Below are 18,324 nucleotides of genomic sequence, written 5' to 3'. Positions count from 1 at the left end.
AGCACAGGGTACCATGCACTGGCTGTATCTGGGGATCGCCATCGTCTTCGAAGTCGCCTACATCTTCAGCGCCCGCGCCGCCGAAGGTTTCACGAAACCATGGCCATCCGTGTTCTCCATTCTGTGCTCGGCGATCGTGATCTACCTCCTCAGCCTGGTGATGCTCGATATCGACGTCGCCGTCGCGTACACGATCCTCATCGGCGGGGGCACGATCGGCGCGATCGTCTTCGGCAGGCTCTTCCTGCAGGAGCGTGTCACCGCGATCCGGATGACCTGTTTCGCCTTCATCGTTCTGGGAATCGCCGGACTGCACACCACGGTCGGCGGATGAGCCCGCCGGGTAAGGAAGTCACGACAGTGCCTGTTCAAGATCGCCGACGGGCGGGCTTGCGCGCGTGGTCCGCGCTGCTGGTCGCCGCGGTGTTCGAGATCGTGTTCACGTTGAGCACGGGACAGAGCAAAGGGTTCACCCTGCTCGTGCCCTCGCTGATCACGGTGGCCTCGGCCGCGTGCGCCACCATCTTCCTCAGCGTGGCGTTGAAGAATCTCGATGTCGGCATCGGATACGTCGTCTGGACGGGTATCGGCTCCGTCGGCACGGTGGTCTTCGGATCCGTGCTTTTCGGGGAGTCGTTGACGTTCTTCAAAGGTGTTTGCTTCGCGGCGATCATCGGCGGGGTCATCGGATTGAAACTGACCTCCGGCGAGCCGCGGGCCGCCGAAGGCGCACCTGATTCCGGACCCTGAGCTGCTTGAGGCCTTCTTCGCTGGCTTCAGGACAGGAAGAGCCTTCGGACGTGATTCTGGACTGGCGACGGGAGCAAGTCGCGTCCTTGGCTTTCCACAAAAGACACCCTTCGGGAACTCGGTGTTCGATTGATGACGCTATGTGCGGTTCCGCATGGGGGTCGTGAGTGGCGAATAGGGTTAGAACCCTCATTGCCACTCACGACCCGCTCGGGGAACCACGCATAATGCTCAAGTCGGACACTTTTCTGCCAAAACGTGTCCTTTGTGGACACTCTATCCTCGCTCAGCCTGCACCGAACCGAACAAAGCACCCGAACCGGGCGCTGCAGCCTCGGAAACTGTCCTCTATGGACAGGGAAGACCGTGCCAGGTCGTCGGCGAGCCGATCATGCGGGCAGCGCCGCCCGATCGGCCATTTCTCGACGAAAACCAGGCAGGTTCCACTCCCTTGGCGTTGACCACGCTTGCGGCGATGGGAGACGTTCCGAGCCGACAACCACGGGCCATGGCGGCAAGACAGGAAAACGATGACCACCACCGAACGGGCGCTGACGGTCAGCGAGACGGGTTTCCTCCTCGCGGGCTTCGGGCCCGTCGTGGTCCGGACCGCCTTCACCGGAAGGTTAGAGACCGACGTACTCGAACGCGCGTGGCAGCGACTCGGCCACGAGTATCCCCTGTTGCGCTGCGGGATTCTGGGCAGTCCGGACGGCTTCCGCCTGAGCTTGCGGGACGGCACGCCGACGGTGGACGACGGTGCCGCCACCTTCGGCGACGACATCGGCCGACGGCTGGAAGACGGGGCGGTCAGCCGGTTGTCGCTGTACGAGACGGCTGACGCGACGGTCTTGACGCTCGCCGTCGACCACGCTGTTTCCGACGGTCGCCTGGTGCGGAACCTGCTGCACAGCCTGCTGGGTATCTACACCGCACTGCTGCGCGGGGACACCCCGCCCTCAGCGCCGCGTCCGGTGTTCGAGCCAGGACTGGAAGAACTCTTCGCCGGACGCTACGAACGAGGGTGGCCCGAGCCGCCCAGTGTGCGGGGAGAACCTTTGGCGGTCACGGACGGTCCCGGCGCGCCTTCGTCCGGCTTCGGCGCGCACCTTCTCGAACTCGACCCCGGGCCGACCGCCGAGATCGTCGCGTTCGCCCGCGAGAACGGAATTTCGGTCACGGGCCTGTTGTGCGGAGCGGTTTCCGGGGCGGTACGGGCGAAGTTCCCCGAAGCCGACGGCCCGTTACCGGTCACCCTGTGCGTCCCCGTGGACTTCCGCGAGCGGCTCGTCCCGCCGCTCGATGCGGACGCCCAGCTGTGTGGGGCCCTTCCGTGCACGGTCACCGTTCCGGTCGCCTCCGACGACGAACCGCTCAAGGTCGGACACCGGGTCACCACGGAACTGCGTGCCGCCCTCGAACGCGACGAACCCCAACGTGCCTTGCTGGCCCAGTGCCACGCGCCTGCTCCTCCCCCGCCCATGACGATCATGGTGTCGAATATCGGTGACGTGCGCGATCCCGTGCTGCCCGACGGCCTGCGCGTCACCGGTAGCCGCTTCGCCGCGACGCTGAACGGCCCGGTCCCCGGGATGTTCGTGTCGACGACGAGCGGACGGCTCACCATCGACGTGGTGTACGACCGCGCTTTTCACCACCCCGGCGCGATCGGTGAGTTCGTGGCTTCGCTCGAAACCATCCTGCGCTCGTGGTGACTCCTTACTCCGGATCTGCCCTGTTTCGCTCGACGACACCGACGGAGGACGTATTCCGATGCGGGACTCGACGGTTCTGATCACCGGCGGCGCCAAAGGGCTGGGCCGCGCGTTCACCGAGGCGCTGGGCCAGGCCGGCGCGCGGGTGTTCATCACCGGACGGGACGCCGCGGCACTCGAAGAAGCCGTCGAAACGCTCACCGCGGACGGGATTCTCGTCGAGGCCGTGCGCGCCGACGTCATCGACAGCGGCGCCATGAAGGACGTCGTCGCGCGGATCATGGACGTCAGCGGACGTCTGGACGTCCTCGTCAACAACGCCGTCGATCCCGGCCCGGCCGGACCGACCGCCGACATCGACTTCGACGCCTGGTGGCGCACCCAGCAGGTCAACGTGGCCGGTCCGCTGCTCAGCGCGCAGGCCGCCTTGGCGGTGATGCTCCCCGCGGGCCGCGGCCGGATCATCAACCTGGTCAGCCCAGCCGGGATCAAACGCTGGCCGTACGCCACCGCCTATTCGGTGTCCAAGGCGGCTCTGCTGAAACTGTCCGAGAACCTCGCAGCCGAATTGCGCTCGACCGGTGTCACCGTGCTCAGCTACAACCCCGGCATCGTCGACGCCGGGCTCACCCGCGCGGGTATCGAATTCGCCGGCACCACCGACGATCCCTGGCTGGCCCGTCTCGGCCGCTGGGCCATCGAAGCCCGTGACTCGGGCGCCTTCACCTCCCTCGACACCGCCGTCAAAGCCCTGGTGCGGCTGGCGAGGGGCGACGCCGACGTCCTGACCGGACTCGTCATCAACGCCGAGGACGACCTCGACGCCCGAATCTCCGAGCGAAAGGCTTCGTCACGATGAGGGAATCACGGCGGCTCGGCCAAAGCGACCTTCTCGTTTCTCCCTTCGGCCTGGGCACTTCGACCTGGGGCACGACGACCGACCACGACGCCGCGGCGAGCCAGCTGAACGCTTATCTCGAAGCGGGTGGCAACCTGCTGGACACCGCGGACGTCTACGGCGGTGGCGAGGCCGAGCGGACGGTCGGACGGCTGTTCGGTGCCGGTCTGCCGCGGGAAGCACTCGTCCTGGCCACGAAGTCCGCGGGCGTGATCGTCGACGGAAGGCCGACAGCTGACGCCTCGCGTGGCTACTTGCTGAAGGCGCTGGACGCTTCACTTTCCCGGCTGGGCACCGATCACGTCGACCTCTGGCAGTTGCACGCCTGGGACAAGAAGGTCCCGATCGACGAGACACTCGAGGCCATCGACACGGCGATCACCTCGGGAAAGGCACGCAATGCCGGCGTGTGCAACTACGCGGGCTGGCAAACCGCCGTCGCCGCCGTCCGGCAGGTCGGCAAGAACAGCAGGCCACTGGCGAGTACCCAGGTCGAGTACTCGTTGCTCGAGCGAGGCATCGAGCGCGAAGTGGTGCCCGCGGCGAAGAATCTGGGCCTCGGCATTCTCCCGTGGGCCCCTTTGGGCAGGGGTGTGCTGAGCGCGAAGTACCGGCACGGCGTACCAGAAGAGCGGGCCGGGAGCCGGTTCTTCAAATGGTATGTGGGCAGGCATCTGAACGACCGCGCGGCCCGGATCGTCGAGGTCGTGGCTTCCGTCGCCGACGAACTCGGCGTGACCCCGGTCGTCGCGTCCCTGGCTTGGCTTCGCGATCGCCCGGGGGTGGTCGCACCGCTGGTCGGCGCGCGGACCCTCGACCAACTCGAGGAATCTCTGGCAGGCGCGGACTTCTGCCTGCCAGAGGAACACCGGCTCAAGCTCGACGAGGTTTCCCGGCCTCGGCGCGGCTATCCGGAAGTCAGTATCTGAGCCGCGAGCAGGAGGCTGTCATGACAGAGAACCGGCCGAAGTATCTCGCGACACCCCAATACACCGCCTGTCCCTACGCGGTGTTCGACGGCTTGCGGGAAACGGCACCCGCCGTACCCGTCCAGGTCAACGGTTTCCGGATGTGGGCGGTCACCCGATACGCCGACGTCCGCGAGCTTCTCGCCGACCCCGACGCGTGCAAGGACATCGTCCAGCACCGGAAGAAGGTCGTCCCGCAGTCGATCCTCCGTCCCGAGCACAGCGCGAAACTGGCGCACCGGTCACGCCGGAGTCTGCTCGATCGCGACGGTCCCGACCACCGCAGGCTCCGAACGCAGCTGAGCGGTGAGTTCAGTCCGGCGCGGGTGGCCCGGCTGCGCCCCGCGATCGAACGCACCGCCGCGTCACTTCTGGACCGTCTGCCCGTCGGCGAACCTGTCGACCTGATCGCCCGCTACTCGCGGCCGCTGGTCACGACGGTGCTCGCCGACCTGCTCGGACTTCCCGGAGACGAGCGCGGAGAGTTCCCCGCCTGGCAGATGTCGATGCTGACCGGAAGCAGCGTCGCCGAGGCGGAAGACGGTGCGCGGCGCCTGCACGAACTCGCCCTCCGCATGATCGATGTGAAGAAACGCGAACCGGGCGACGACCTCTTCACCCGGCTGCTGCGGATTCACGAAGCGGACGGCGGCATGGACGCCGACGAGCTGGCGTCGACGTACGTGGTGATGCTCATCGGCGGCTCGGAACCGGTGACCACCATCGGGACCGGGCTCGCCCTGCTGCTCGACCGGCCGGACACGGTGCAGAAGCTGCTCGCCGCGCCGGAACTGTTCGGCCGGGCCGTCGAAGAGATCGTGCGCTACGAATCGCCGTTCAAACTGCTCCCCCCGCGGTTCTGTGAGAAGCCCGTCGACGTGGGTGGTGTGAAGATCCCGGCAGGCGAGATGATCGCGGTCTCCCCCGGTGCGGCCAATCGCGACCCGGCCCGCTTCCCGGATCCGGACACCTTCGACATCGAACGCGACACACGCGGCCATCTGGGGTTCGGACACGGTGCACATCGCTGCCTCGGAGCCGGCCTCGGCAGGCTGGAAACCGAGATCGCGCTGCGCATGCTGATCACCAGGTTCCCCCGGGCCCGGCTCATGACCGCCCACGAGGACCTCGTCTGGCGTCCCGGTTCGTTCATGCGCCGCCTCGACGGCCTGCCCGCGATACTCGACTGATCCGGCGGTGCCACGGCTCAGCGTCGGCCGGTCATCGCATCGTCTGTCTCGGTCAGCCGGATTTCGGCCGGTGAACGGATGTGCTGGACCAGCAGCGGCGCCTCGGACCCGATCTTGGCCAGGAAGGTGTCCCGGCCGAGTCCCATGATGGTGTCCCCGCCGGCGCGGCAGCACCAGCAGCAGACCACCCACGGTGAGCACCGCGACGGCGAACAAGGCCTTCATCCGCCGTGGAATCACCGTGGTGGGGACGGTCCGCCCGACGGCCGTTTTTCAGCCGTTCCAGACGCTCTTCAGCCGCGACCCGGGATGCCAGAAGTTCCCTAGTTCCCCCGTGATCCGCAGTTCTTCCTGACCACCGAGCGCCGAGGGCCACAGTTGAACCAGCGCTTCCGCCATCGGGATGCGCTCGATTCCGGGCTCCACGGCTTCCCGGGGCGAGGCCCGTACGTGATAGCGGAGGCGGTAGTCACCCGGGCCCGGCAGATCCAGCGGGCTCGCCAGCGTTCGCGACCAGTCCAGCAACGCGGCCAGCCCGGTCGCCGACCGGTAACCGAACTCGATGACGTCGTCGTAGGCTTCGATCACGTTTTCCGGCTCGACGGCGTACATCTGGGTCACGACCCGTACCCGCTTCACCGTCCACGGCACCTGAAGCCGCAGCTTTCCGCCCGCCGCGGTGACCATCCCGGACCAGGTGGAGATCCTGGGATTGATCAACGCGGTGTTCTCGCTGAGATAGAAATACGGATGCTGGGCATCGAGTACGCAGTCGATGCGAGCGGGATGCGCTGCTGTGACGTCGCCGGCTGACATGGTTTCCTGTGTACTGCGTGCGGTTGTCTCGCACAGCACACTGGAAATGATCCGAGACTTCCGTCAACGAACGCTGCCCGAGTGCACGATCCGCCGAGCGCTAACGAACGGAAAGGACGAATCGGTCGAGATCGATCCCCCGCATGAGCTCAAGCGCCGAGCGCAGCGTTCGTTCGGCGGATTCGTGATCGCAGCGTTGCGAAGCGCGGAGGGCCTCGGCTGCGTTCGAGAGGCCGACCATGAGGTCCACGCGCTCACGCGCCTGGGCGTCGATGTCCTCGACACCGGCGCCGAGGAGCCTGTTCACGTAGCGATCGAGCCAGCGGGCCAGTTCCAGGGCCGGTATCAGCACACCCGACGGCATGGCCGGGGCCGCCCCGTCGCCGTTGCCTGCCTCCAGTCCGGACCACGTGTTCGCCGCAGACCAATGGCCGTACCCCTCTGAACGCACGATGCCCCGTTTCGTCGTCATGGTTGTGCACAGGCTCATTCGAGCAACCGTCGTTTCCGGCGGACTTCGCATTTTTTCCCGACGACCGCGTGTGAACCACCGCCATTCAGCCGCATTCCCACATCGGTCGACACCCTGGGACTGGAACACCGGAAAAAGCAACAAATTACCAGCATGGATTTCATCCCGCGTACGACGAAGGCGGGAGCGAGGGAAGAACAGGCAACAATGGTGAACGAACGGACAGCCGGTGCCACAGACCGTTTGCCTTGTGGGGAGCCATGATGGACGGTCTGGTGACTCGAGCCGGGTGAGCCGGATTCGACCACCGCGGCCCGGAGAGAGGTGTCCTCATGAAGGCTGCCGTCCTACACGGAAAGCGTCGGCTGACCGTGGAAACGGTTCCCGACGCGGCGCTGCGACAACCCGGTGACGCTGTCGTCCGGGTCGTCGCCGCCGGCATCTGCGGCACCGATCTGCACGGCTACCAAGGACTTCCCGGACCTGCGCAAGGCCCTCGATGCGGGCACGAGTTCGTCGGCGTGGTCGAGGATGTCGGCTTCGACGTCACCACCCTGCGCCCCGGGATGATGGTCGTCGCACCGTTCAATTTCGCCGACGGGACCTGCCCGACCTGCCGGATCGGATTGTTCAGTGCCTGCGCCTCAGGCGGCATGTTCGGCGTGGACGGCGACGGCGGCCAGGCCGAAGCGGTCCGGGTACCGTTCGCCGACGCCAACCTGGTGGCGGTGCCGGTGGACCGGAACGATGAACGACTTCCCTCCCTGCTCGCCCTCACCGACACGATGGCGACCGGACTCCACGCCGTCCGGGCGGGCCGGGTCGGACCGGGTTCGTCGATCGCCGTGCTCGGTGACGGCCCCGTCGGGTTGTGCGCCGTGCTCGCGGCCCGGGAGGCGGGCGCCGGCCGGATCATCCTGGTGGGGAGACATGAGAACCGGCTACGGAGCGGCAAGGAGTTCGGCGCGACCGACACCTTCCGGGCCGTCGGGACCGAGAGCGTTGCCGAATCCGTCGATTTCGTCCGCGCGGCCACCCAGGGGATCGGCGCCGACGTGGTGGTGGAATGCGGCGGCAGCCCACAGGCGCAGACCACGGCCTTCGCCCTCTGCCGGGACGGCGGGACCGTCTGCGTGATGGGCGGGCCACCGATCGCCGACGTCACACCGGTCTTCTTCCGCGGCATCACCCTCACCGGAGGGCTCACCCCGGTCCGCGCGTACCTTCCGGACCTCGTCGGACGAGTGCTGGCGGGAACACTGACCCCGGGTTCGATCTTCGACAGGACAGTGTCCCTGGACGACATCGAGTCCGGTTATGAAGCGATGAACGCGCGCACGGCCACCAAGGTGCTGGTGCGGCCGTAACCCTTTTCATCGCGTGTAGTCACTTCTTCGACAAAAGCGAGGAATCAGATGTCACGGACTCGACCATCCCGAACCCGCTTGCGCAGGATCACGGCGATCATCATCTCCATCGCGTTGGTCCCCGCCATCGCCCCGTCCGCGGTCGCGGCACCAGAGCAGCGGCACCTGCCTTCACCCGGACCGATCACCACTGTCGGAGAAGCGATGAACAGAGGAATCGTCCTCGGCTTCTTCGACGCGCTGAACCGCGGGAACCTCGATCACCTCGACAAGGTGGTACGCCCCGACCTCGTCCAGCACTATCCCGAGATCGCCGACGGCCGGGCGGCCTTCCGCCGATACCACGCGAACCTGCGGGACCGGAACCCGAATCTGCGGTTCTCCGTGAAGAGGACGATGGCCCAAGGTGATCTCGTCGTGGCACACAGCCACTTCCTGCCGAAAGCCGGTGACAGGGGTATCGCCAAGGTCAACGTTTTCCGGCTGAGCAACGGCAAGATCGCCGAACATTGGGAAGTCAACGAAGCCGTCCAACCGCAAGGTATCGGCAACGACATGTTCTCGACACTCAGCTTTCCCCGCATCTCCAAGCCACTTCCGCTGTCCACCGAAGCCACCAGCGAACGTGTCGGACGGGCGGCCTTCGCGGAGATCATCAACCAGCCGAACGACGAAATCCGGCTGGAAGCACTGGATCGCTATATCGGGGACAACACCTATTACCAGCATTTTCCCAATGTCCCGAATGGCAAAGCCGCGCTGCAGCAGTTCGTTCATGACGCGTTCGTAGCGCAGCCGGAATATCGCGCCAACGTCAAGGCGGTCGTCGCCGAGGGTGATCTGGTAGCGGTCGTCGTCCACCTGGAGAAATTGTTCGACATCGAGAACAGCGTCAGTATCGACCTGTTCCGTGTCCGCAATGGGAAATTGGTGGAGCACTGGGCCAGCCGGGAGAACATCCCCGCGACCTCGGCCAATCCGCACACGATGTACTGAACCGTGGCCGACGTGACGCGGGCCGGGAAGGCGCCTCTACGAGGCAGGATCATGACCTCGCCCGCGTCACCACGCGCCACCCCGCTCATCCTGTCGGCGATCGCGCTCGCGGCGGTCATGGCCTGGGTGATCCGGGACTGGGCGTCCTATCTGGACATCGCGCTGAGCCGGCCGTCTTCTCGTCCTGCGAGTACCGGACACCATGCCGTAGCCGTCGGAACCCTTACCTCGCCACCCGCCATCGCCGCGCGAGCGGTCCCCCATCTCCTCGGAATCACGCTGCTCGCCGTGCACGTGACGGCGGCGAACGTACTGCTCGCGGCCGCGGCCGCGCGGCGGTGGGTGTCGGGGCGGATCGCGGCCATGCTGGTCTTCGCGACCGCGTCTGCCGTTCTCACCGCTTCGGCGACGATCCCCTTGGCGAAACTCACCGTGGGCGACGCCATTTCCCCCGGCAACACGCTGTCCGCCGCGATCACCGTATTGCAGTACTCCTTCGTACTCGCTCTCGCTGTCGCGGCCACCCTGCACCCGCGGCTATTTCCCCCTCCCCCTGAAGGTGATCGACGTGTTGAGCAGAAGAGACGCGATCAAACTCGGTTCCGCGGCCGGTGCGGCGCTGATCTTTCCGACGAAACAGCTGGCGTCCGCGCTCTCTGACGATCCGCTGGAGCTACCGCCGTTCTCGGTGCCGCTTCCCATTCCCCCCGTGCTGAAACCCACCCGGCGCACGTGGGACACGGACTTCTACGACATGCGGATCGCGGAGTCCGAGCACGAGATCCTGCCGGGCATACGGACCAGGGCGCTCACCTTCAACGGAGGCTTTCCCGGCCCCACTGTCCGCGCCCACCGTGGTCGCGCCGTGGTGATCAGGCAGGTCAACGCCATGGCATCCCCGGCGACGGTGCATTTGCACGGCGCGAACGTGCCCGCGTCGAGTGACGGGCACCCGATGGATCCCATCGCACCTGGACGGTCCAGGGTGTACCGGTATCCGAACGACCAGCCGGCCGCCACGCTTTGGTACCACGATCACACCCATCACCTCGAAGGAGAGCAGGTCTATCGGGGGCTTTCCGGCGCCTACCTCTTGTCCGATCCGGTGGACGCGCTCCTTCCACTCCCCAGCGGCGAATTCGACGTTCCGTTGCTGCTCAGGGACGCGAAACTGAACGGTGACGGCCAGCTCGTCTTCGTGAACGACGACTTCATGAACCGGCCGACGATCCTCGTCAACGGCCGTCCCCAGCCCTACTTCGAGGTCAAGCGGCGGTTGTACCGTCTCAGGTTGATCAACGTCTCGAACCTCGAGGTGTTCAAGTTCCAGCTCTCCAACGGAGCACGGTTCCTGCAGATCGCGTCGGACGGCGGTTTCCTGCGGGTGCCGGCGGTACGGCAGGAGATCGACCTGTGGCCGGCGGAGCGCGCCGAGGTGCTGGTGGATTTCCGGTCGGTGCCGTCGGGAACCGCCATCGCGCTGCAGAACGTCGTCGCCCTGTCCGCGAACAAACGTGACATCCTGCAGTTCCGGATCGGCGACGGCGTGTCGTCGGCCGAGCCGGAACTCGCCATCCCCGCTTGGGCAGGTGTACGGGCGCCTTTGGCTCAGGCCGGGATTCCGGGATGGCCGTCCAGGAACCCACCTCGAGAGCGCGTGACGAAAAGGCGGCGTTTCGTCCTGCGCTTCGAGCCCGCCACCGGCGAATTCCTGATCAATGGCCAGGGTTTCGACCCGAATCGCGTGGACGCGAGAATCGAGCACGGCTCGACCGAGATCTGGGAGATCGTGAACGGCGACGCCGCCTTCGGTATCACGCACACCATGCACCTGCATCTCGTGCAGTTCAGGGTGCTGGATCGGAACGGGAGGCCGGAACCCGGCCACGACGCCTATCCGAAGGACACCGTACGGCTGAACCCCGGAGACGTCGTCCGCATCGAGGCGACGTTCAATACCCATACCGGCCGGTATCCGTTCCACTGCCACTTCCTCGACCACGCGACGCACTCGATGATGGGCCAGTTCGAGGTCGTACCGCGCCGGTGAGCTACCCATCTTGAGAGGTAAGTCGAACGTGGCGCGGTCGGCGCCCGCTGCCTGTGTCGAGGCGTGATGTCCTGAAGGACCCCTTTGAGACCTTCAACGTCTCAAAGGGGTCCTTCAGGACACGCCACATTTGAGTTACCTCTCAAGAGGACCCTCATTGCCACTCACGACCCTCGCCGCCGGGGCACAACCTCACTTGAGCGCTATTCGGACCTCGGTGTGTCCGGGCGTGACTCGGGCGCCTTGGGCGCGGCCGCCGCCTCCGCGCCGGGCTCCCACATCACCACGCGCAGACCCGAGGCGTCCTGATTGCTCTTCGCGTAGAGCTCCGCGACCTGCTCGTCGTCCAGCTCCAACGTCTCGCGCATGAACTCACCTGTCAGCCGTACCGCCGCGGGACCCGCCGGGTTGAACAGGACGTCGACCTCGTCGGTGAGCAGTTCGACCAGCTCGCCGAGGTCGATCCGCCGCCAGTCCGGCGACGCGAGCCGACGGCGGTGGGGTTCGCCGGTGGCCACGATGACGCAGAGGATGTCGTCCGGGGATTTGGAGATCAAAGGGTTGCCGTCGCCGTTCATCGCGATGTCGAACAGGGTGTCGCGCAGCATCAGCTGGATGTGCTCGGCTTCCGCCCGGCCTTGCAGGACCAGGCGCAGCACGGCGTCCAGCGGATCCGATGGCGAATTCTCGTCGGTCGGCGTGTAATCCGGGTTCGCCCTGAACTTGCCGAGCTTCCCCTCCGCTTCCACCGGCCACAGGCCGACCACCGCCTCGATCGGCGGAGGGTCGTTCTCCGAGGCGGGGCGCCAGGCGGGGTCCATCAGCAGGAACCAGTTCTCCAGCGGACCGTCCGCTCGCGTACCGTCCGTGGTCTCAGTCATCGTGACCATGATCCTCCTTCGTTGTCGGGTGTGCCTCCCGGCGGGGCGGCAACCAGGCCGGCCGGGTCAGTTCCGCTCGGTGGGTGAATTCGCCGGGAGCAGGCGAGGTGGGTGGGTCCTCGGAGAGACGCAGAAATTCGGCTGCCAGGGGCGGGAGCACGACACGCCGGGGCACGCCCGCGTCGTCGACCGACCGCAGCGTGACAGTGCGGACCTGGGTGGCCAGGCCGGGATCCGACGCGAGGAAGGCGATCACCGTGATCCACAGCTCGTCGGCCTCCGGGGAGCCCTCCACAAGCGCGGACACGGCGGCCAAATCGAGGTGGCCTGGGTGGTCGCGGAGCCCGTCGAGAAGCACCTGGAGCACCTGCTCGCTCAAGTCAGCAGGCGGGCCGGCGGCGTCGGGAGCAGGACCGATTTCGGTGAACCGGCCACCGTCCGCCACCCAGATCCGCCCGGCCGTGTTCGTCAGGACGTCCTTGTCGGAGCCGAACATCGTCACCGGCCGGAAGTCCCGCTCCCACGCCTGTTTGGTCAGGTAGGCCACCGACACGGGATGGTCCGGGAAGGTGGCGTCGCTCTGGCAGTGGCCGAGGAGTACCGGCCGATCCGGCTCGACTCCCGCCTTGACGAAGACTTCACTGGCGTAGAACGCCCGCGCCGCTCCCCGCCCCTTCATCAGGACCACGTCACCGCGTACGTGCGGGCGTCCGGTGGTCAACGCGAAGGCCAACCCTTCAGGGAAACCGTGGCCGTCGATCAACCACGGATCCCGGCCGGCCCAGGGCGATTCCACCTCCTGGTCGAACGGGTTCAGCCCGGTTCCCCGCGACTTCCGGAAGTAGGTCCGCTGCTTCTCACCGGTGTAGTTCAGACCGTGCAACGCGTCTCGAGGGGCATCGAGCGGCTGTGTGGGGAAGAACTGCCCGTGCACCACACCGTCGGATCGCACGTGCGGGTAGCTGACCAGCCGTCCGGGCCCTGGCGGTATGGCGTCGAGTGTCTCGAAGCCCGTGCCGTCGACGGTGAGCCTGCCCGGCTCCGCGAACGAGACGGCACCGAGCGGGCGGTACATGGGGCGATGGTAGCCACCGTCCGCCATCGCGACGACGAATTCCCTGAGTGGTGGTGGCGAGCCTCCGACACCGGCCAGGAGGAGCGGAGTCAGGCCGAGGTCGCCCATGGCGGCCCGCAACCCCTCGTCGTCGCGCAGCACCTCGCCGAGTGATCTGTGCGAGACCGTGCCGACCGCCCCGTCGTGACGGACCACCGAGTAAGCGCCGTCTGGACTGACCCGGCCGACGACGAGCACCGGTGGCGTGCCCGGACCCCATGGCGTTTCCGGCCGCAGACCGTTCTCGTCGATGAACGACAAGAGGGTGTCCCCGCTCGCCTCGCGGATCCAGTTCCGCAGCTGCTCGACGAGCTCACCGTCACCGGGTGAGCGCATGACCTTGACCACGAGAGAGCCGTCGTCGTTCTTCAGCGTGATGGTCGCGAGATCTCCGGCACGCCAGCCGGAGACGAGTTCGAAAGTCGAACCTGCCTGCCGGACGAGGTGACCGGACTCGATCCACACACCCGCGGTCGGCGCGTAGACGTCGGGGAAATAGCCGGCCGCGCGCAGGGCGCCGGCCAAATCGAACCCCAGGCCGCCGAAGGTGTTCCGGGCCGCGCCGTGCGGGGAGACCAGCACGACCGGACGGCCGGGCTCGGTGCGCAGCAGCCGCACGAAACCGGTGTCCGACAGCAGTTGCCGTCCCAGGTCACCGCCTTCGACCTCCGCGTGGATCCCGTTCGGCAGCCCCACCTTCGCGTGCCCCTTCGAGCCGTCGAGAGAGACGAAGATCGGCTCACGGTCACCCCATTCGCCGAGTACCCGGCTGGTTCCGTCGGCGAACCTCCGGAGCGCGCGGGCTCCGGCAGCGCGATCCGGCCCGGTGGGAAAACCGAAGACTGAGCCGAAGGAGACGTGGTCGACGTCGTCGAGGGCCAGCGGTGCCTCGGTGAATCGTTCGCCCTTCGGCACGGTCAGGAATCCGGCATCCTCGTCGAGTTCCACCGAGCCGGTCATGAAGTAGCTCTGCCATGGACCCGACAACGCCTTCACGGCAGCCAGGAGGTTGGGAGCCGGATCCCAGTCGGAACCCGTGGTCAGCTCGTTGATGGCCACGATCAGGGGCCGCCGGATCTCCTCCGCACGCGCTCGCGTGACCACGTCGGTCGCCAGGGCCAGCTCGGCGGCCTCCCCCTCGGTCAGCTCCAGTTCGTCACCACTGTTGAATCGCACGAGGACTCTGCCGTCCGTACTTTCGAACATCAGGTGCAACGGACGGGCGCGATCGTCCTCGGTGGCCCCGGCCCAGGCCGCGATCGTCTCGGTCCATCGCCCGGTGTCGGCGGAAGCCGAGGCGTCGTCCGCGTCGTCGGGGCGTCCGGCGATCACGCGTTGAGCGTGATCCGTGGCTTGGCGCGCACCCGACTCCAAGGCCTCCGCCGCGCTCGCGTTCGCCGGGAAGCCCACCCCGTAGTCCCGTCCGTGCGCGTCGACCAGTCTCTTCCAATTCAGGTCTGCCAAGCGCGGGCTGGAGATGCGGTGGAAACCGCCGTACTGCGGTTGTTCCGAAGCGGGCAGATCGGCCGCGTTCATCTCCTGGTATGGACCATTGCCGCGTAGAGCGTCACTGAACTCGCGCAGCGCGCGAGCGGACGTATCCGGCCGGGCGGGGTCGACCCCGATCACCGTCACCGGCAGATCGGGTTCCGCGGCGAGCGCGTCCCGGTACGCCTGGGTCCCGCGCACCTGCGCGGCCAGCCCGGCCCCGTCGACGAACCGCCCGTCGACGTCGAATCCGCCGTCGCGCGCGATGACGAAAACGTAGAAGGGGTTGCGGAGCCCGTTGATCGGCCGCGGCGGCAGCTCGTCGTAGATCTCTCGCCACAGCGCCAAGGTGGCCGGGTCGGTGGAGAAGAGCGCCGCACCGACTGCCTGCGGCGCACCGTCGAGGACGCTCACCCGCGGGCTGAGCGCGCGTTTCTTCGACGGAGGGCCGGTCTCCTCCATCGAAAGGTCTTCGTCGGAGTCGTGGGACCGCCGAGGGGCTTTGGGCGCCGAAGCCGGCAGTTTCGTCTGCTCCGCGGTGAGGCCGGTCCTGCCGGGTTTCTGCTCGATGAGCAGTTCCGGCACGCCGTGACGGGGTTCGGAGCCGGTCTCCGGTCGGGAGCCGTGCGCCTGCACGGTCTGCACGTCAGGGGCCGTGGCCGGGTTGTTCGCGGGCTGCCCCGGGGCGAGGAGGGCGAACGCCTCGTTGAGCGCACTGATGGCTTTGTTGCTCGTCTTCGCGGCCGCCTGGGCGATCTCCTTCTCCCCCAGTTCCGCGGGCGGGAGCACGACTTCGAGCGTCGCGCGCCGTAGGGCGTCCACGTCGGAGCCCGCGTTGGCCGCAACGACGTGGATGACGACGTCGTCGGGGTCGACGGGCAAGCCCAGGCCGGTCATACGCAGCGCTTCGGACCGCGCTTCGGCCGAGAACACCGCGGCGAGGTCTTTGCCGCCGAACCCGGTGATCGTCACCTCGGGCAAGGCGACCTTGTTCCGTTGCCGCCACGACGCCGCCCTGACCACTCTCCGGGCGGCGTCGCGGATTTCCTGGATCTCGCTTTCGGACAGGATTCCGCCGTCACCGGTGAATTCCGCCGTCACCGGCCCGATCGCGCTCGCCGCGAGATCACCCAGCGGTACCGGCGGATCGGACTGCTCGCCGTGCGGAAGTGCCTCGGTGAAGAGCCCGTCCTTCTCCTTGAACTTGCGGATGCTGGTCGTGTCCGTGACATAGACGACCTCGGTGGCGCCGTACCCCTTGACCGGCTTCTGCACCAGCTTCCGCCACTCCACGGTGTAATGCAGGGCGGGTGCGCCGGCGGCTCCGTTGGCCGGAGAGTTCAGTGAGCACTGCCCCAGTACGACAGGGCTCTCGGGGTCCGGGGCCGCTCGTCGATAGATTTCGCTTCCGTGCACGATGCGCGCGGCCGTGAGTCCGGTGAGGGCCACCTCGTCCCCGATGTGGTGTGGCCGATCGGTCTTCAGCGCTATCGGCATCCCCTGCTGGAGACCATGGCCGTCGAGGAACCACGGTCGCCGCGGGCTTCCCGCCCACGGTGAGAGGTAGGGCGTCAGTCGCGTGATCGTCGCGCCGCTCGCGTCCTGGTCGGTCGTCCGCCGGAAGAAGTAGGACTGCCGCACCGCGGAATCGTTGAAGGCGGCCAGGAACATGTAGTGGGCGTCTTCCTCGTCGAGAGGGAAGTACTGCCCGTGGACCCCGAGGATGTCGTTGGCCATGGGGTGACTGAGGACCTCGTCCGCCGTCGGGGCGAACGGGGGCTCGACCTGAAAGGCGCCGCCGTCCATCGTGATCCGGCCGGTGGTGGACAGTTTGATCCTGGCGGGGGGCCGGTAGACGAAGCGCGAGTAGCCACCGCGTTGCAGGCCGCGTGCGATCTCCCCGAGTCCGGCCACCCTGCCGTTCAGCGCGACGACCACCAGCGACTTGTCCGACGACACGGCCTTGCCCCGGCCCAGCATCGCCCGCAGAGCGGGTTCGGCGCGGACGATCTTGACCAGCTCTGCCGGAGTGAGCGACTGGGGCGCCCCGTCCTTACGGATCGCCTGATAACCCCGCGGACCCGCCCCGGTCAACAGGAAGCCCGGCAGCCCCTGCCACGGGGAGTTCACCGCGTAGGGAGGCTGATGGCCGTCGTCGACCAGGAACTTCCGCAGACCGTTCGCGGTGGCGAGAGCGGCCCACTGCTTGGCCCGCGCGTAGTACACCTGGTCGCCGGGGAAGCGGACGAACAGCGCGACTGGTTCCCCGCCGGTGTTCTTCAGCACCACGGTCCGCAAATCCCCGGCCCGCAGCTCCGACACCTTCACGAAATCGGACGGATCGCCGGTGCTGATCCGGTCCGGTTCCAGCCAAGCGTCACCCGTGGGCGCGTAGACGTCGGAGTACAGGCCCTTGTCGTGCAGAACGCCTGCGAAGTCGAAGCCGAAGCCGCCGAAGTTCACGCGCCTGCCACTGTCGCGCGCCACCAGGACCACCGGTCGTGCCGGGTTCGTCTTCACCGTCATCCGGAACAGCGGATCGCTCAGCAACAGTCGCCCGAATACTCGACCGTCCGGTTCGAGCACGACCCCGGCTTTGCCGTCGATCCTGGCGAACGTGCCGTCCGGCGAGTCCACGGCCACGAGCAAGGGTTTCCTGGCCCCCCACACCCCGTTCACGAGAGCCGTACCGTTGTCGACGGCGTCGAAGAACCTCTCCAGCACCGCCGTCTTCAGCGAACCGCCCTGGACCGGGAAGCCCCACACGGATTCCGACGATACGAGCGTCACGTCCCGCCACGATGGCCCGCCGCTTTCGACGATTTTCGCGCCCCGCGGCAATTCCATCATCGTGTTGCGGGCGAATTCGTAGGTGCCGGAGTAGTCGTAGGCCTCCCAAGGCCCGGCCAGCTCACGCAGCCGCGCCAACAGCCTGGCGTTGGCCGTGCTCGTCGCGCCGATCGCCGTCCCGAGGTTCCAGGTGAAGACGAGAAGCGGCGGCCGGACCGTTCCCCCGGTCAGCTGCTGGAACATCGACGACCGGTAAAGGAGACGAGCAGCCTCGTTCGGGTCGACGTACCAGGTGCTGGCGTCGGTCAGCGACGCGCCGAACCTGCCTTCCACCTCGTCGAGCAGCACTTGGACCGGGCGGGTTCGCTCTCCGCCGACCGCCGTCGCCCACGGCCACATCGTGGTCTGTTTCCGCCAGTTGCCGTCACTGTCCTGATAGGTCTCGTACCCGGCACGTAAGGTGTGGTCGTTCACCAGGAGCGCCCGGCTCCGCAGATCCTGGCTGAGGCGATCCTTCGAGGCGAAACCCATCCCGAACTGACGCCTGTTCGCGCCCTTCAACGGAATCCACTCGACATCGTCCGGCCGGATCTCCGCCACCAGGGTGAGCTGCCCGTTCTGCACGGGCACCGCCCGACCGGAGGCGTCGATCGCCAACGGCCGGGACGCCGCCAGCACGGTGCGGAACGGCCCGCCGCCCCGCAGTGCCTCGGCGAATTCCTTCGCCGCCCGCTTGGCGGCGTCCGGGTCCGCCGGATCCGCCCCGAGCAGCGTCACCGGCACTTTCGGATCCCGCGCGAGTGCCCGGAACCGTGGCGAGTTCCGCACG

15 protein-coding genes (1 of these 15 running past the window's edge) are annotated in these 18,324 nt (G+C 67.2%); 10 read left to right on the top strand and 5 right to left on the bottom strand.

Features of this window, described 5'->3' with window-relative positions; all coding sequences use genetic code 11:
- The first annotated feature begins 13 nt into the window (after positions 1-13).
- The 6 genes from ACZ5ZX_RS12255 to ACZ5ZX_RS12230 all read left to right on the top strand — a co-directional run bounded on the left by ACZ5ZX_RS12255 (position 14) and on the right by ACZ5ZX_RS12230 (position 5,521).
- Positions 14-334 carry a DMT family transporter gene (locus ACZ5ZX_RS12255; RefSeq protein WP_465502051.1) on the top strand — a complete coding sequence of 107 codons (321 nt, stop codon included), beginning with the start codon at positions 14-16 and terminating at the stop codon, positions 332-334.
- A gap of 26 nt (positions 335-360) precedes the next feature.
- Positions 361-750, top strand: coding sequence for a DMT family transporter (locus ACZ5ZX_RS12250; RefSeq protein ID WP_465502050.1), 390 nt, complete (start codon positions 361-363; stop codon positions 748-750).
- A gap of 530 nt (positions 751-1,280) precedes the next feature.
- Positions 1,281-2,465, top strand: coding sequence for a phthiocerol/phthiodiolone dimycocerosyl transferase family protein (locus ACZ5ZX_RS12245; RefSeq protein ID WP_465502049.1), 1,185 nt, complete (start codon positions 1,281-1,283; stop codon positions 2,463-2,465).
- Positions 2,466-2,523: 58 nt separating this feature from the next.
- Entirely contained in the window at positions 2,524-3,324 is an 801-nt protein-coding gene (locus tag ACZ5ZX_RS12240) for an SDR family NAD(P)-dependent oxidoreductase (RefSeq protein ID WP_465502048.1), read from the top strand.
- Positions 3,321-4,292, top strand: a complete 972-nt coding sequence (locus ACZ5ZX_RS12235) for an aldo/keto reductase (RefSeq protein ID WP_465502047.1) — start codon at positions 3,321-3,323, stop codon at positions 4,290-4,292. Before ACZ5ZX_RS12240 ends, ACZ5ZX_RS12235 begins: the two co-directional genes overlap by 4 nt.
- A gap of 20 nt (positions 4,293-4,312) precedes the next feature.
- On the top strand, positions 4,313-5,521 hold the full coding sequence (locus ACZ5ZX_RS12230) for a cytochrome P450 family protein (protein WP_465502046.1): 1,209 nt from the start codon (positions 4,313-4,315) through the stop codon (positions 5,519-5,521).
- 17 nt (positions 5,522-5,538) lie between these two features.
- Here ACZ5ZX_RS12230 and ACZ5ZX_RS12225 read toward each other — a convergent pair whose 3' ends face one another.
- From ACZ5ZX_RS12225 to ACZ5ZX_RS12215, 3 genes are all read right to left on the bottom strand, one after another.
- Positions 5,539-5,667, bottom strand: a complete 129-nt coding sequence (locus ACZ5ZX_RS12225; protein ID WP_465502045.1) for a hypothetical protein — start codon at positions 5,665-5,667, stop codon at positions 5,539-5,541.
- Positions 5,668-5,794: 127 nt separating this feature from the next.
- Positions 5,795-6,337, bottom strand: a complete 543-nt coding sequence (locus tag ACZ5ZX_RS12220; protein WP_465502044.1) for a hypothetical protein — start codon at positions 6,335-6,337, stop codon at positions 5,795-5,797.
- Positions 6,338-6,437: 100 nt separating this feature from the next.
- Positions 6,438-6,809, bottom strand: coding sequence for a hypothetical protein (locus ACZ5ZX_RS12215; RefSeq protein ID WP_465502043.1), 372 nt, complete (start codon positions 6,807-6,809; stop codon positions 6,438-6,440).
- A gap of 332 nt (positions 6,810-7,141) precedes the next feature.
- On the opposite strand from ACZ5ZX_RS12215, the gene ACZ5ZX_RS12210 reads away from it, so the two are divergent.
- The 4 genes from ACZ5ZX_RS12210 (at position 7,142) to ACZ5ZX_RS12195 (ending at position 11,222) form a co-directional block, all read left to right on the top strand.
- Positions 7,142-8,176, top strand: a complete 1,035-nt coding sequence (locus ACZ5ZX_RS12210; protein WP_465502042.1) for a zinc-binding dehydrogenase — start codon at positions 7,142-7,144, stop codon at positions 8,174-8,176.
- A 204-nt stretch (positions 8,177-8,380) separates the two neighbouring features.
- On the top strand, positions 8,381-9,172 hold the full coding sequence (locus ACZ5ZX_RS12205) for a nuclear transport factor 2 family protein (protein ID WP_465502041.1): 792 nt from the start codon (positions 8,381-8,383) through the stop codon (positions 9,170-9,172).
- A gap of 51 nt (positions 9,173-9,223) precedes the next feature.
- Entirely contained in the window at positions 9,224-9,832 is a 609-nt protein-coding gene (locus ACZ5ZX_RS12200; protein WP_465502040.1) for a hypothetical protein, read from the top strand.
- Complete coding sequence (locus ACZ5ZX_RS12195) at positions 9,741-11,222, top strand: multicopper oxidase family protein (RefSeq protein WP_465502039.1); 1,482 nt, start codon at positions 9,741-9,743, stop codon at positions 11,220-11,222. Before ACZ5ZX_RS12200 ends, ACZ5ZX_RS12195 begins: the two co-directional genes overlap by 92 nt.
- A 203-nt stretch (positions 11,223-11,425) precedes the next feature.
- Here the strand turns inward: ACZ5ZX_RS12195 and ACZ5ZX_RS12190 are convergent, their stop codons facing one another.
- Together ACZ5ZX_RS12190 and ACZ5ZX_RS12185 are read right to left on the bottom strand one after the other, a co-directional pair.
- The gene (locus ACZ5ZX_RS12190; protein WP_465502038.1) at positions 11,426-12,103 is read right to left on the bottom strand and encodes a type VII secretion system-associated protein; all 678 of its coding nucleotides are present in this window, start codon (positions 12,101-12,103) and stop codon (positions 11,426-11,428) included.
- Positions 12,096-18,324 carry the 3' end of a WXG100-like domain-containing protein gene (locus tag ACZ5ZX_RS12185; protein ID WP_465502037.1) on the bottom strand. Its footprint extends 22,121 nt past the window's final position, so only the last 6,229 of its 28,350 coding nucleotides appear in the window; the start codon falls outside the window, past its right edge — the gene reads right to left on this strand; the stop codon is at positions 12,096-12,098. The genes ACZ5ZX_RS12190 and ACZ5ZX_RS12185 overlap by 8 nt, the downstream gene beginning before the upstream one ends.

The sequence above is a fragment of the Amycolatopsis sp. NPDC033938 genome, assembly GCF_055575975.1.
The sequence above is the reverse complement of the archived record's forward strand: the minus strand, read 5'-3'. Positions and strand labels throughout refer to the sequence as shown.

Coding starts and splice junctions, on each gene's coding strand:
- ACZ5ZX_RS12205 (WP_465502041.1), top strand. CDS start 8,381: ATGAACAGAGGAATCGTCCTCGGCTTCTTCGACGCGCTGAACCGCGGG.
- ACZ5ZX_RS12230 (WP_465502046.1), top strand. CDS start 4,313: ATGACAGAGAACCGGCCGAAGTATCTCGCGACACCCCAATACACCGCC.
- ACZ5ZX_RS12220 (WP_465502044.1), bottom strand. CDS start 6,337: ATGTCAGCCGGCGACGTCACAGCAGCGCATCCCGCTCGCATCGACTGC.
- ACZ5ZX_RS12240 (WP_465502048.1), top strand. CDS start 2,524: ATGCGGGACTCGACGGTTCTGATCACCGGCGGCGCCAAAGGGCTGGGC.
- ACZ5ZX_RS12215 (WP_465502043.1), bottom strand. CDS start 6,809: ATGACGACGAAACGGGGCATCGTGCGTTCAGAGGGGTACGGCCATTGG.
- ACZ5ZX_RS12255 (WP_465502051.1), top strand. CDS start 14: ATGCACTGGCTGTATCTGGGGATCGCCATCGTCTTCGAAGTCGCCTAC.
- ACZ5ZX_RS12225 (WP_465502045.1), bottom strand. CDS start 5,667: ATGGGACTCGGCCGGGACACCTTCCTGGCCAAGATCGGGTCCGAGGCG.
- ACZ5ZX_RS12210 (WP_465502042.1), top strand. CDS start 7,142: ATGAAGGCTGCCGTCCTACACGGAAAGCGTCGGCTGACCGTGGAAACG.
- ACZ5ZX_RS12200 (WP_465502040.1), top strand. CDS start 9,224: ATGACCTCGCCCGCGTCACCACGCGCCACCCCGCTCATCCTGTCGGCG.
- ACZ5ZX_RS12235 (WP_465502047.1), top strand. CDS start 3,321: ATGAGGGAATCACGGCGGCTCGGCCAAAGCGACCTTCTCGTTTCTCCC.
- ACZ5ZX_RS12245 (WP_465502049.1), top strand. CDS start 1,281: ATGACCACCACCGAACGGGCGCTGACGGTCAGCGAGACGGGTTTCCTC.
- ACZ5ZX_RS12190 (WP_465502038.1), bottom strand. CDS start 12,103: ATGACTGAGACCACGGACGGTACGCGAGCGGACGGTCCGCTGGAGAAC.